At 58.3% G+C, this 13,873-nt stretch carries 12 protein-coding genes and 1 rRNA gene; 3 read left to right on the forward strand and 10 right to left on the reverse strand.

Annotated features, from left to right (window positions below):
- Positions 1–214 precede the first annotated feature (214 nt).
- The 3 genes from PMW67_RS05900 to PMW67_RS05910 all read right to left on the reverse strand — a co-directional run bounded on the left by PMW67_RS05900 (position 215) and on the right by PMW67_RS05910 (position 2,636).
- Entirely contained in the window at positions 215–979 is a 765-nt protein-coding gene (locus tag PMW67_RS05900; RefSeq protein WP_117767258.1) for an amino acid ABC transporter ATP-binding protein, read from the reverse strand.
- On the reverse strand, positions 972–1,625 hold the full coding sequence (locus tag PMW67_RS05905) for an amino acid ABC transporter permease (protein ID WP_006235606.1): 654 nt from the start codon (positions 1,623–1,625) through the stop codon (positions 972–974). Before PMW67_RS05905 ends, PMW67_RS05900 begins: the two co-directional genes overlap by 8 nt.
- Positions 1,626–1,775: 150 nt before the next feature.
- Positions 1,776–2,636 carry a transporter substrate-binding domain-containing protein gene (locus tag PMW67_RS05910; RefSeq protein ID WP_271739070.1) on the reverse strand — a complete coding sequence of 287 codons (861 nt, stop codon included), beginning with the start codon at positions 2,634–2,636 and terminating at the stop codon, positions 1,776–1,778.
- Between the two features lie 434 nt (positions 2,637–3,070).
- Between PMW67_RS05910 and rlmD the strand changes: the two genes are divergently transcribed.
- The gene (gene rlmD / locus PMW67_RS05915; RefSeq protein ID WP_271739072.1) at positions 3,071–4,495 is read left to right on the forward strand and encodes a 23S rRNA (uracil(1939)-C(5))-methyltransferase RlmD; all 1,425 of its coding nucleotides are present in this window, start codon (positions 3,071–3,073) and stop codon (positions 4,493–4,495) included.
- Between the two features lie 78 nt (positions 4,496–4,573).
- On the opposite strand, the gene PMW67_RS05920 is transcribed toward rlmD, so the two are convergent.
- The 5 genes from PMW67_RS05920 to tilS form a co-directional block, all read right to left on the reverse strand.
- A complete protein-coding gene (locus tag PMW67_RS05920; RefSeq protein ID WP_117629855.1) occupies positions 4,574–5,395 on the reverse strand; it encodes a phosphatase in 822 nt (273 codons plus the stop codon).
- A gap of 165 nt (positions 5,396–5,560) precedes the next feature.
- A complete protein-coding gene (locus tag PMW67_RS05925; RefSeq protein ID WP_117736948.1) occupies positions 5,561–6,745 on the reverse strand; it encodes a pyridoxal phosphate-dependent aminotransferase in 1,185 nt (394 codons plus the stop codon).
- 179 nt (positions 6,746–6,924) lie between these two features.
- On the reverse strand, positions 6,925–9,012 hold the full coding sequence (gene ftsH / locus PMW67_RS05930) for an ATP-dependent zinc metalloprotease FtsH (RefSeq protein ID WP_271739073.1): 2,088 nt from the start codon (positions 9,010–9,012) through the stop codon (positions 6,925–6,927).
- A gap of 61 nt (positions 9,013–9,073) precedes the next feature.
- Positions 9,074–9,622, reverse strand: a complete 549-nt coding sequence (gene hpt / locus PMW67_RS05935; RefSeq protein ID WP_055251779.1) for a hypoxanthine phosphoribosyltransferase — start codon at positions 9,620–9,622, stop codon at positions 9,074–9,076.
- Positions 9,623–9,769: 147 nt separating this feature from the next.
- The gene (gene tilS / locus PMW67_RS05940; protein WP_271739075.1) at positions 9,770–11,311 is read right to left on the reverse strand and encodes a tRNA lysidine(34) synthetase TilS; all 1,542 of its coding nucleotides are present in this window, start codon (positions 11,309–11,311) and stop codon (positions 9,770–9,772) included.
- 48 nt (positions 11,312–11,359) lie between these two features.
- Here tilS and PMW67_RS05945 point away from each other — a divergent pair, with 48 nt between their 5' ends.
- Positions 11,360–12,169, forward strand: coding sequence for an MBL fold metallo-hydrolase (locus PMW67_RS05945; RefSeq protein WP_271739077.1), 810 nt, complete (start codon positions 11,360–11,362; stop codon positions 12,167–12,169).
- Between the two features lie 80 nt (positions 12,170–12,249).
- Here PMW67_RS05945 and PMW67_RS05950 read toward each other — a convergent pair whose 3' ends face one another.
- A complete protein-coding gene (locus PMW67_RS05950; protein WP_117779449.1) occupies positions 12,250–12,681 on the reverse strand; it encodes an Hsp20/alpha crystallin family protein in 432 nt (143 codons plus the stop codon).
- Between the two features lie 277 nt (positions 12,682–12,958).
- Between PMW67_RS05950 and PMW67_RS05955 the strand changes: the two genes are divergently transcribed.
- Positions 12,959–13,426 (forward strand): hypothetical protein, encoded by a 468-nt coding sequence (locus PMW67_RS05955; RefSeq protein ID WP_271739079.1) that lies wholly within the window; start codon positions 12,959–12,961, stop codon positions 13,424–13,426.
- A 132-nt stretch (positions 13,427–13,558) separates the two neighbouring features.
- Here the strand turns inward: PMW67_RS05955 and rrf are convergent.
- Positions 13,559–13,674 (reverse strand): 5S ribosomal RNA (gene rrf / locus PMW67_RS05960).
- Positions 13,675–13,873: the final 199 nt, after the last annotated feature.

A 13,873-nucleotide genomic window follows, 5' to 3' on the forward strand; every position in this document is an offset into this window, starting at 1 on the left:
CGACTCACCCTCCAAATGTCCTATGCCACCACCCTACCCTCACGGACGGCTGTCCATGCATACCTTTCGGCACACGTATGAATACAGGCGGCGAGAGGAAGAGACAAGCTTGTGGGGCAATTATTGAACCCCGTCGATGTAAACAAAAAGCCGCCACAGACCGTAAGACCTGTGGCGGCTTCGCCTCAATTAATAGTTGAGTAAATACCTGAGTCTACCCCTCGATACGGCTCAAGAACTCACGCGTGCGCTGCTCGCGCGGATGGTCGATAACCTGTTCGGCAGATCCCTCCTCGACAATGCGACCGCCGTCCATAAAGACCACGCGGTCGGCAACATCGCGCGCAAATTGCATCGCGTGGGTCACGATTACCATCGTCATATTCTGCGCCGCCAGGTCCTTAATGACACGCAGCACCTCGGCCGTCAGCTCGGGATCGAGCGCCGAGGTCGGCTCGTCAAAGAACAGGATCTCCGGGTCGAGCGCTAGGGCGCGGGCAATACTCACGCGCTGCTGCTGACCGCCCGAAAGCTCACACGGAACCTTATTCTCGTTGCCCATAAGCCCCATCTGAGCAATCAATTCATAAGCACGAGCTTCCGCCTGCTCGCGCGGGCGCTTAAGCACGCGGATCGGCGCGTCGATGATGTTTTTCATCACGGTATAGTGCGGGAACAGGTTGTAATTTTGGAACACCAGGCCGAATCGCGAGCGCGCCTGCTTGGGAACATCTCCCTTCGCATAGACCGCGCCCGATCCCACATCCGTCGCAACCGCAAGGTCGCCAAACGAAAGCGAGCCACCGTCGAGTGTCTCGAGCAGCGTAGCGCAGCGCAGCAGCGTGGACTTACCGCCACCCGAAGGCCCGATAATCGCCACGACCTCACCGCGCTTGACTTCGAGTGAGATATCCTTGAGCACCTCATTGCCGCCAAACGCCTTACGCGCGCTTTCGATTTTCATCACTGAGTTAGTCATGATAATAGTCCAGCTTCTTTTCGGCGGCACCCAGCAGCATCTCGACCACAAAGTTAAAGACCCAGTAAATCAGCGCCGCAATCGCAAACGGCACCATGCTCACTTGCGAGGCAACCAGCGCCTTGGCCGTCGAGAACATCTCGCCCACGCCAATGGCAAACGCCAGCGACGTGTCCTTGACCAGCGTGATGATCTCGTTGCCCATCGCCGGCAGAATACGCTTGGCGACCTGCGGCATCACGATATACAGAAACGTCTGCACGCGCGAATAGCCCAGCACCTCGGCAGCCTCGTATTGACCGCGCGGAATGGACTGCAAGCCCGAGCGATAGATCTCGGCAAAGTAACCAGCGTAGTTGATGATGAACGCCACGACGCACGCCGTCCACTTGGAATCGGGCGTGAGCGAAATGCCAAACACGTAGTACGGGGCAAAGTAGATGGCAAACATCTGCAGCATGAGCGGCGTACCGCGCATGACCGAAATGTAGATGCGCGCAATCCAGCGGAGCGGCGCAATTTTGCTCATGCGCATAAACGCCACGGGGATTCCCAGCGGAATCGACCCCAGCAGCGTCAGCACAAACAACTGCAAACTGACCAAGAAGCCCTGGCCAAGCATCTGCATCATGACCTGAATAGACAACCCAAGCTCTCTTTCACAGTAACGGAACAGCGAACCCAATGCTAAAGCGGGTTTTCCAGGTGCCCGAGTTTGCCGTGAAAGAGGAGCGCCGCGTACTAAATGTACGCAAGCGACGGTTTGAACGGCAAAATCGGGTGCCTGGGAAAGCCGCTATTTGAGCACCCAGTTGTCGAAGGAAAGACCATAGCTTGCATATTTATCGCACAGGTCCTTGACCGTGCCGTCCTCGTAGAGCGCCTTGAGCGACTCGGTCACGGCGTCGGCCGACTTGGTGCCGCCCTTCTTAAAGCCGACGGCGTAGTGCTCGCTGGACAGCGGCTTGTCGAGCTGCGTATAGGCATCGGGCTTGGCGGCAAGCTGATACTGGGCAATCGAAAGGTCGCAAGCCACGGCATCGACCGCGCCGCTCTCGAGCTGCATAAAGGCCGTGTTGTACTCGCCGATGGTATCGAGCGTGGCAAACGTCGCGGCCAGATCCTTCTGGTCGCCCTCGAGCACATCCTGCGCAGCGGAATCGGTCTGAGTGATCACGGTCTTGCCAGCGAGATCGTCCCAGCTCTTGATACCCGCGTCCTTCTTGACCACGAGCACTTGCTCGTTGAGCATGTACGGCTCGGAGAACGTGTAGCCGTCCTCACGGCCCTCCATGGTAAAGCCGTTCCAGATGCAGTTGATGGCGCCGGAGTTGAGCAGCGTATCCTTGGCGTCCCAGTCGATGGCCTCGTATTTGACCTCCCAGCCCTGCTTATCGGCAACAGCCTTGGCCAGATCGAGATCAAAGCCGGTGTACTCGCCATCGTCGCCCACAAAGCCGTACGGAGGATAGGACTTATCAAAGCCCACCACGAGCTTCTTGGACTCCGCGGCGCCCTTCACATCCTTGGCCGCGGCAGAGCCAGCAGCGGAGCCCTTGCCAGCACCACCGCCGCAACCGACAAGACCAAGGCCAAGCACCGCGGCGAGCGAGCCGGCTAGACCAACAAACTGACGACGAGACATATCGGTATTCATGGTATTCCCCCTCGATAGCACTTTAGTTAGGTAAAGTGAGTCATGTAACGTTCAGAATCATACACTTTACCTTGATAGAGCACAAGGTTGGGGTTGCCCGGCGCGGGCGGGGAGCGGCGCGTAATTAAGTTTCCTGCTCTACAGTCCTGCGCAAGACGGAAAGCACGTATGGAGCACTAGGTTGGAGCACCCGGCTGGGTGGCGCCCGGCGCGGAGTTTAATTTGCTGCTCTACAGTCCTGCTCACGACGGAGGCCACATTAAGTGGCCTCCTGTTCGTGCGGAACTCGCGACAAATTAAACTCCGCGCCGGGCGCCACCCAGCCGGGAGACAACGTGTTCGGAACCTTAAATAGCCTCCTCTCCAAACGGGCACGTTGAATGCACGGTACAATTGCTTCGGACTTTTCTTTTATTTAATAGTGGGGTTAATTCATGGCAGAATCTCGTGCGGAGCGTAGGGCTCGTCGTGCTTTGATCGAGGCGGCTGAGGGGTCGGAGGAGAAAAAATCTTCTAAGAAATCCAAGTCGGCCAAGGGCAAGGCTAAGGCCAAGCGCCCCAGTTCTCGTCGGAGCGAGGATAAGGCATCTCAGACTCGCTCCAAGCGCTCGCATAAAGATCCGGTTTCGTCTGCGCGTAAGGTTGTGGACCCCAAGTCTCCCTGTTCGATCATGAAAGCTTGCGGTGGGTGCACGGCGCTCAATCGTCCTTATAAGAAGCAGTTGGCGGCCAAGCAGGCTGCTATGGAGGAGCTTTTTGCCTCGCTTTGCGAGCGTGAGGGTATTGCCGTCGATCCTATTCGTGGTATGGGTGTCACCTTGGGTGACCCGGGCAAGTATCCTGCGCCGCGTGGTTTTCGTCATAAGGCTGCCACTCCGTTTGCTCCCGGCAAAGAGGGCGCTGTCCGCTGCGGCTTTTTTGAACGTGGGACACACAGAATCGTTGCTGTTCCTGAATGCCCTGTCGAGGCGCCGGGCGCTCGTCAGATTCTCAACGGCATCGCTCGCGAGGCCGAACGTCTGCATATTCCCGCCTTTAACGAAGACAAGCATCTGGGGCTGCTTCGCTATGCCGTCGTTCGCTGCGGCTGGCGCACCGACCAGATTATGGTCACCCTCGTGACCGCTCAGCGCGACCTGCCGCATGCGCAGGAGTTCTTTGAGGCTGTCGCCGCACTCGATCCGCATATCGTCACCGTCGCTCAGAACATCAACGGTCGCCCCGGCAATGCCATCTTGGGTGAGGAGACTCGTATCGTCTATGGCGCCGAATGCATGCGCGACCAGCTGCTCGGCTGCGAGTTCGATATCTCCCCCACCGCGTTCTATCAGACCAATCCGCAGCAAACCGAGCTGCTCTATCGACTTGCCATTGACGGCATGGACCTGCAGCAGGGTGATATTCTTATGGACGCTTACTGCGGCAGCGGAACCATCGGCCTGTGCGCCGCGAAGGATGCCCAGGACAAGGGCATCGGCATTATGCTGCTCGGCGTGGAGCGCAACCCGGCGGGCATTTCCGACGCACGTCGCAATGCCGAGCTCAACGGCCTCACCCGCAGCGCTTGGTTTATGGCCGACGACGCCACCGATTACATCCTGGACGCCGCCGACAACAACGAGCGGATCGATGTCCTTTCCATCGACCCGCCGCGCGCCGGCTCCACCCCCGAGTTCCTCGAAGCCGCCTGCGCACTCAAGCCGCGCCGCATCACCTATATCAGCTGCAACCCTGTGACCCAAGAGCGCGACCTGCACCAGCTCCTCGACGGAGGCTATCGCCTGCTCAAGATCACGCCCGTCGACATGTTCCCCCATACCGACCACACCGAAACCGTAGCGGTCCTCGAGCGCCGCTAATCCACCCCGGTAGATTTTCGAGACAAGAAAGGGGGCGGCCCGTCTGGACCGCCCCCTTCGCTTGGTTTATGAACTCCGCTACATCCCCTTGCGCAGGTCACACACGCCGGCTGCCGCCATCTCGCGCAGCAGCGTCTCGCGGTCGCGCGTCACGATCAAATCCAGCGGGAAGTGAATCTCGTCGAGCATCTTGCGCGCGTGATCGAGCTTGCCAATGGCCATGCCAATGTGGGCATCGGTCGACACGCCAATACCCACGCCCAGCTCGGCGCAGCGCTCGGCGATCTTGCGGCATACGGCCCAATGCTCAGTGTCGACACCGTGTTCAAGACTATGGTTATTGATCTCGATAATCTTGTGCTTGGCCTTGGCCGCCAGCAGCACCTCATCGATATCGAACGGCACGCCCGAACGACCCGCATGCCCAAGCATGAACACCTTGGGGTGCTCCAGGGCATTGATGTACATCTGGGTCGTTTGGGCGAGCGTCGCGCCTTCGGCAAACTGCGGGTTATGCACGCTTGCCACCAAATAATCCAAATTACGCGTCACCAAATCGAACAGCGAATGCTCACGACTATACGAATCGCCGGCGATATCGAGCGAAACGGGAATGTCTTCGCCAAACAAGCTGCCGTCCAGCGAAACGATATCAGCCTCGGCACCACGCAGCACCAGCACGCCGCTCCAAATGCGCGGCCAGATATCCTGGTTAATAAAGAATTGGAAACTGCGCAGGTCATTGGGACAAGGCGTAACCATCGAGCTTAAATGATCGGCGGAACCGAGCACCTGAAGGCCGCGCTCCGCCGCCCAATAGATGTTCTCCTCGATGGTTGAGTACGCATGCGCAGAGAACATCGTATGAGTATGAATATCACAAGAAAGAAGGTAGGGCATCGGGTCTCCTTGTCCAGTATGGCCGTCGCGTATATTCATTGTACGCATAGCTTTCGGCAGTCGTAAAACTGCTTCATCCCAATCACACAACGGCATAGACAACGGGGTCTGGCTTAAAACCAAACCCCGTTTCACGTAAAACATTGTAAGCAGAGCGCTTTACTTTTAACGATACTCGTCCGCCAACTGTTTCCAAGCGGGTAGCGAATTGATAATCGTTTCGTAACTCACGCAATAGCCCAGGCGGAACCAACCAGGCATGCCAAAGCTGTCCGAGGGCACCGCAAGCAGCTCATACTTCTTCGCGCGCTCACAGAACGCATTCGCATCGGGCTCCAGTGCCTTCACCCACAGGTAGAATGCACCATCCGGCTCAACATAGGTGTAGCCGTACTCCGCTAGTGCGTCGGTAAGCGCGGTGCGGTTGCGAGCATAGGCCTCGACATCACTCGGCTCGTCGATGCAATCGATGATCACGCGCTGGAAGAGCGCCGGTGCACACACGAAGCCCAGCGTACGGGCGGCACCGGCAACGGCGGGCATTAGACGAGCTGCCTGAGGATTCGTATTGGGAACCAGGATCCACCCGACGCGCTCGCCCGGTAGCGAAAGCGACTTGGAATACGAGTAGCACACGATGGTGTGCTCGTAGATCGAAGGCACCCAAGGCACCTCGGCGCCATAGACAATCTCGCGATACGGCTCATCAGAGATGAGCATAATCGGATTCTCGGGATCGCGCTGAGCGTTGGCCTCGCGCAGAACATTGGCCAGTCGCGTCAGCGTGTCGCGTGTATATACGGCACCGGTCGGATTGTTGGGCGAGTCGATGATGACGGCAGCCGTCTTATCGGTAATCGCCTTGAGCACGTTACTCACGCTCAGCTGGAACGTATCTTCATCGGCGAGCGCCTCAACACACGTGCAGCCGGCCTTCTCAATCCACACGCGATACTCCGGAAAGTACGGGGCGATAACAACAACCTCATCGCCCGGGTTCGTAACGGCATTGAGCGTGCAGGTGAGCGAAGCCGCGGCACCCACCGTCATAAAGACGTCCTTGCCCTCATAGCTCGTGCCAAAGCGACGGTTGAGCGAGTCGGCGACGGCTGCTCGACATTGCGGCAGACCCGGCGCAGGCGTGTATCCATGCAGCTGGTCGCTCGGCAGCTCCAAGGCCTTCTTAATGGACTCAGCCACGGCGGCAGGTGCCGGAACGCTCGGGTTACCCAGCGAAAAATCGAATACGTTCTCCGCACCGATCTGCGCCTTGCGCTCAAGGCCATAGCTAAAGATCTCACGGATGATGGAGCTTTCCGCACCGCGAGCATACATAGTTTCGTTGATCATCTGTTCCCCTTTCGCATAGGCGCTATTGTACGCTTTAGCTGAGCAAAGTGCCGCAGCAATGTTGATTGGGGACAGACTTAAATGCGTGAAAACGCTCATTTAAGTCTGTCCCCAATCAACATATCGCTCAAAAGAAAGAGCCTCCGCAGGTTTCCCCGCGGAGGCTTTTGCTACAAAGATTACTCGTCGACGTCAGTATTGCCGCCGGCCTTCTTTTCGTCAGCGCTCTCGGCATCGTCAGCATCCTCAGACGCGACGCCGGCGTCCTCCTGCATGGCCGCCTGCGCAAAAGCCGCGGCGTCTGCCGCAAGCTCCTCCTCGCTCATGCGAGGCGTGCGCTTCTTGGTCGGCATACCGGCAGCCTTGGCGTTGCGCTCCTCCTTGGCCGCCAGGATATCGCCCTCGCGCTCAAGGTAAGCGTCCCACTCGTTGTCGAGCAGGGCATTCACGGCGTCGCCTTCGACGGTCTCGCGCTCGAGCAGCACCGTCGCCATCAGATCGAGCTGATCGCGACGGGCATCCAGAATCTCGACCGCACGGCGATGGGCCTCGCGCATGATGCGCTGAACCTCGATATCGATGCGACGCGCCGTCTCCTCGGAGTAATCCTGGTGATCGGCGTAATCGCGACCAAGGAACACCTGGTGCTGTGCCTCGCCAAACACTTGCGTGCCCAGCTCCTCGCTCATGCCCAGACGCGTGACCATCTCGCGCGCCATCTTGGTTGCGCGCTCCAGGTCGTTGCTCGCGCCCGACGTGATGTCGTCGCACATAAGCTCCTCGGCAACGCGGCCGCCCAAGAACACGGCAAGCTCGTCGAGCATCTCGTTCTTGGTCTTGAGGAAGTGATCCTCCTGCGGAAGCTGTAGTGTGTAACCCAAAGCCTGGCCGCGGCTGACAATCGAGATCTTGTGGACCGGATCGGAGTGCTCCAGGATGTGACCCACCAAAGCGTGGCCGCTCTCGTGGTAGGCAATCGTGGTGCGCTCAGCTTCGGTCATCACGCGACCCTTGCGCTGCGGTCCGGCAATCACGCGCTCCATCGATTCCTCGACCTCGTCCATCGAGATCACAGAACGATGACGGCGGGCAGCCAACAGTGCAGACTCATTGAGCAAGTTCGCCAGGTCGGCGCCGGTAAAGCCAACGGTCATCTGGGCGAGCTTCTCAAACTTAACGTCCTCGTCCATCGGCTTGTTCTCGGCATGCACGCGCAAGATCTGCTCGCGGCCCTTTACGTCTGGACGGTCGACCGTAACTTGACGGTCAAAACGGCCGGGACGCAGCAGCGCCGGATCCAGAATGTCGGGGCGGTTGGTGGCGGCGATCAGGATGACCGACTCGCTCTCCTCAAAACCGTCCATCTCGACCAGCAGCTGGTTGAGCGTCTGCTCGCGCTCGTCGTGACCGCCGCCCAAGCCGGCTCCGCGCTGACGTCCCACGGCATCAATCTCATCGATGAAGATGATCGACGGGGCCTGAGACTTGGCCTCCTTAAAGAGGTCGCGCACGCGGCTGGCGCCGACGCCCACGAACATATCGACAAAGTCGGAGCCCGAGATGCTAAAGAACGGCACACCGGCCTCGCCGGCAACGGCCTTGGCCAGCAGCGTCTTACCGGTACCCGGAGGGCCCACCAGCAAAACACCGCGCGGGATCTTGGCGCCCAGCTTGCGATAGCGGTCCGGATCGCTCAAAAAGTCGCGAATCTCCTCGAGCTCCTCGACTGCCTCGTCTACACCGGCAACATCCTCAAACTTGACCTTGGGGCGCGTTGCCTCGTTGGTCTTGGCGTTGGTCTTGCCAAACTGCATGTTCCTGTTGTTGGCGCCCATCATCTGGCGCATAAAGTAGAACATGATGGCGATCAGGGCAATCGTCGGCAGCGCGCTCATCGCAAAGTCGGCCCAAAAATCGGGGTCATTGGTGTTGACGATGTACTTGGTATCGGGGTGCTCTGCCATAAGCTCGGCAAGCGAATCGGAGCCGACATAGGTCGAGGAGAAGCTCTTGAGCTCGCTCGTGTCGCCCTTGTCCTTTTTTGTCTTCCAGTAATGGCCCGCCACGCTTCCGTCTTGAACCGTATAGGTCAAATCTTCGACACGGTCCTGCTTAATGGCATTGACCATCTCACTCGTCGCGAGCTTTACGGTATTGCTGGAATTGGCAAAGCCGGAGCCCATGTTAAAGAAGGCGTAGCCCAGAAGCGCGCAAGCCAAAATAAAATACAGCCAGCCCGTACGCGTGGGCTTCTTGCCTCCGGGCATCCCCGGGATCTTAGGCTCCCGGGGAGTCTGGGAATTGTTATCGTTACGGTCGTCGGGCATCTTACGAATAAACCTCCGGTTTCAAAATGCCCAGATACGGAAGGTTGCGATAGCGCTCGGCATAGTCGAGGCCGTAGCCCACCACAAAGGCATCGGGGCAATGGGTTCCAACATACTTGGGCGTGACGGCCGAGGTACGGTCCTCAACGTCCTTCCACAGGAAGGCGGCGACCTCCAGAGAAGCGGGCTTGCGGCTCTCGAGGTTCTTCATCAGGTACTTGAGCGTCAGGCCCGAGTCCAGAATGTCCTCGACGATCAGCACGTCGCGACCGCGGATGTCGATATCCAGGTCCTTAATGATACGCACGATGCCGGAGGACTTCACGCCGTCGCCGTAGCTCGAAACAGCCATGAAATCGATGTTGGTCGGCAGCTCGATCTTGCGCATCAGGTCGCCCATAAAGACCACGGCGCCGCGTAGGACCGCAATCAGCACCAGATCCTTACCCGCGTAGTCGCGAGTAATCTGCTCGCCTAGGCGAGAGACGATACCGTCGATATCCTCCTGCGTAAACAGAACCTTCTCGATATCCGGATGTTGAGAAGCCATGACAACCCTTTCTTGTGCTTATCGCCCACACACCGCCGTATGGACGCGAACTACACATTCTAGCAGCGCACGGGGTATATTTACCAGCCCGTGCGCCATCAGCGCGGGAATACCGTCAACGTCGCACAGAATAGTAGGCGCAAGGCGCTATTCCGCATCGACTACGCGGAGCAGATATGCCACGCGCGTTGCAGCCGTGCATTTAAAACGCTCGTCGGCCCGAACGCCCGCGACCCACACCACAGCTCCTCCCGGAGCCGTTCTTACCACGGGCACGCCAGAGCGTTCGGAAACGGGAATGCGCGCCTCGTTGAGCAGGTCGGACACTTTCTTGCTTCGACCACTCATTCCCAGCGGGCACATCACATCCCCCGGCACAGGGTTATCCACCCACAAGCGCGCCGATCGAGCCTCAGCGGGAATCTCTCCGCACGAGCCAGCGAGCATCCGATCGCTATCGCGGTCGGCAAAGCCCAAGGCTGCCGCATCCACGATAGCGGCCACCTCTCCGGCAGCCACAAGCTCGCGGGCTCGACGCACGACATCGTATCCCGGCTCAACGGCCATCGGCTCGGCCACCAGCATACGCCCCGCCCCCAACGACAGGCGCCCGGGAACGGAAATCCAGTCGGCAACTAAGCCCTCGCGCGCCACCGGAGCCTTGAGTGCCAGCATTCCAAACTCCACGCGCGCATCAATTCCCGCCGGGAGTGTGACCGAGCCCGCACCCTCGGCAACACAGGCGAGCACGCGCTCCACATGCCGCATCTCCGGCCGAGCATCGGGGTCGATGCGCTTAATTGCCAGTCGCACCATGCGCCGCGCAATCACCACCTCGGCCGCAGCAAGGCGGCGCGCGTCGAGGACCAGCGCACCCGACACTTCCTTGCGCAGACAGCTTCGAAACGCCTGTGCCGAAAGCTGAGACAAAAACGCATCCTCGTCGCCCAGGATCTCGCAAGCGGCACCAATCGTCTTGCAGACGTTCGCGTTGCGCTGTGCCACCACCGGCATCACCCGGTGGCGCACATAGTTGCGCAGGTACGAAACGTCCTCGTTGCTCTCATCCTCCCGCCATGGCTGACCATGCACCTGCAGATAGTTCACGAGCTCGCCATGAGTTAGGTCAAGCAAGGGGCGCACCACGATATTCCTTCGACGGGGAATGCTCGAAAGCCCAGCCGGGCCCGACCCCTTAATGGCGTTCATCAAAAATGTTTCCGCGCGGTCCGACGAAGTATGCGCGGTACAGATACGAGCCGCCGTCCGCGGTGCGCCCGATTCGGCACAAAGTTCGCGAACATATCTCCGTACCGCGGCATAGCGCACCTCGCGAGCCGCAGCCTCGATATTGCCCGATTCGTCATCAAAATAGGCATGCTCAACACACAGCGGCAAGCCGTATTGCGCGCACAGGTCACGTACAAAGGCCTCGTCGCCATCGGATGCCTCCCCGCGCAGATGATGGTTTACATGCAGCACGTGCAATCGCTCGCGCGCAATGGGAGCGACGCCGCGCCCGTCCTGGATATCCAGCTTTGATGTGCAAGCCATAAGGAGCAGCGCCGTCGAGTCCGCACCGCCTGATACCATGAGCACTACGGGGGCAGCGGCCCGCCGCGTTGCCAGGGCGCTCTTATCCGTCCTCGGCGCGGCATGATGTCCATAGTGCTGAGATACCGTTGGCATTCGCTTCCTCCTCTATTCGTCCGCACTCATTGTATCCTTTGGAATCTTATGTCTCGCCGGCACCTTCATATCCTCGGCAGCGGCTCAAAAGGCAACTGCGCACTCGTCGAGGGGCCTCAGGGGCTCATCATGATCGACAACGGCCTGTCCCGCCGCGAGACACTTAAACGCATGGCGGAGCTTGGCCTCTCGGCAGACGACGTCGCCTCTCTTGTAATCACCCATGAGCATGGTGACCATATCAAGGGGCTCGATGTATGGTGCAAGCACTGGCATGGTCCCCTCTTTGCCAGCAGGGACACCCTTTCATGCAAAGAAAACCTCGCGCACCTGCCCGTAGAGGAATTTGACCCCGGCGACACGCTCCCCATTGCCGGCATCCACGTGCAAACCTACTCAACATCGCACGATGTCATCAATCCTGTCGGCTATCGATTTAATGCTCTCGATGATTCCATTGGGTTTGCCACCGACACCGGAGAGTTATCGAGCAAGGCCATAGGCATCCTCAAAGACTGTCGAGTTCTCGCGCTCGAAAGTAACCACGATGTAACTATGTTGCGCGAAGGAGCGTACCCCCGCTTTCTTCAGGAGCGCATCCTGTCCACAAAGGGGCACCTCTCCAACAACCAGGCCGCCGAAGCCGCGCGCGAACTTGTTACCGATCGCACCGAACAGCTCATCGCCATGCATATCAGCCAGGACAATAATCGTCCAAGCCTTACCGTCAAAAGCTATGCCAACGCGCTTGATGCAAGTCTCGATGATGAACTCGGCAGTTCTGCCACCCGTCTTCAAGGGCCACGGAAGCTCTCGATACGCCCTGCAAGCCAGTATCAACCGACAACCATTCAATAGCCCCTCAAGACAACAAAAGGGGGCTGGGAATCACTTCCCAGCCCCCTTAACTCATACTCTCGATTGAAGCAGAGCCATCGTTAGTCGATAGAGATCTTCGTGACGTTCTTCTTCTCGACAATCTTGGGAACCGTAACGGTCAGGATGCCGTCAGCATACTTAGCCGAAAGGCCCTCGCTCGAAGCGTCCTTCAGATACACGCCGCGCGTCGCGCTGTACGAGCCGAACTCCTTCTGGAGGAAGTTCTTACCCTCGTTTTCGGCGCTCTCCTCGACGTTCACGCTGATGGACAGGCGACCCTCATTGAGCTCAACGTCGATGTCATCCTTGGCGACACCGGTCAGATACGCCTTGACCTCGTAGCCATCGCCCTTGTCCTCAACGTCAACGGGGAACGCCTTGGAGGCAATCGAGTTGTTTGCAAGGTCGGTCATATCATCAAACAGATCGAACAGCGAGCTAGCAGAAGGACGAACGCCAAAAACCGAACGATAAGGAACCATGCTTGCCATGTTTACCACTCCTTTTAAGGACTGCCGAGCCATCTTCTAGGTGACTGGGACTTCTTTTGACGCTCTTATATATGCCCACCCAGTGCTCATATATACATCGACTATAAAGTTTTTTGAGTCCAGTACTATAAGCATATCTAAGTGTGTATGACTCAGGTCTTAGTAAGGTTAAGGTTCTTTGAACCAGAGCTTAAATAAGAAGTATGTTCGCAGCTACAAATAACAAGGGGCTTACAATGAGCGCGTACACGTTGTTGGTAACGAGCTAAAGGGCATCATGGACGACAAAAACCAGAACAATATGTTTATGCCGACGCAGGGCGAAGATACTTCTACGCAGCCGCCACGGTTCCATCGCCCCCACATCTCGCAAGAGCCCATTAATGATCCTGAGCCCGATTATGTGACGAGAAATCGATATCAAACGCTCGAGGATGCCCAAACGGGACGTAAACATATGGGCGTTGCCTCGGGAGACCCTGTATATCTGAAAGACGCACCATTATCTAAAAACAGCGCAGCTAGCGATGAGCCGATGAAAGCATCCGCCGCTCATCAACAAAGAGGGCCTCGACCCAAGCAAACCTTGACGCATTCGGCTCGCTATCTCGAAACGCCAAAACAGGGAAAGTCAATCTTCGTTTCGTCAAGTAAACGACGCAAGCAGCATCAGCTGACAATCCTGCTTATGATCATTGCGGCCATAGCAGTTGCCCTTGTTATACGATTTATTTTCTTTAAATAAAGGCTCAATACCGAAAACAACAAGATCGTCTGGTGTAATTGAGTCATTTACACCCCGTAAACGCAAAAAAAAGGGGGAGGCCGCGAGGCCTCCCCCTTCTTCAAGTCATCCGACGGCTCGGTGCCGTCCACCGGTCAGCGGCGCCCTGGCCTCCCACGGGCTGGCCCCGCAGTACTCTCGGCGCGATGGGGCTTAGCTTCCGGGTTCGGAACGGGACCGGGCGTGCCCCCCATGCTCTGGCCGCTGACCGGTGGGCGGCGCCCACCGTTACGGTGTCCTGGGTCTCATCTACGTGCCCTGGGGGCCGCATGGCGCATAGGGGAGGTGACTCGGGGGCATCCTCGTGCCCGGACCGCGCTTTCGAGCGCATGTCCCGCGGGCCGCGAGGTGCGGTTCCGGAAGAGCTCGGGCGATTAGTGCGGCTCGGCTGAGGACGTCGCCGTCCTT

Origin of the sequence: Collinsella aerofaciens (genome assembly GCF_028209395.1) — a bacterium.
GTDB classification, from domain to species: Bacteria; Actinomycetota; Coriobacteriia; order Coriobacteriales; family Coriobacteriaceae; genus Collinsella; species Collinsella aerofaciens_AZ.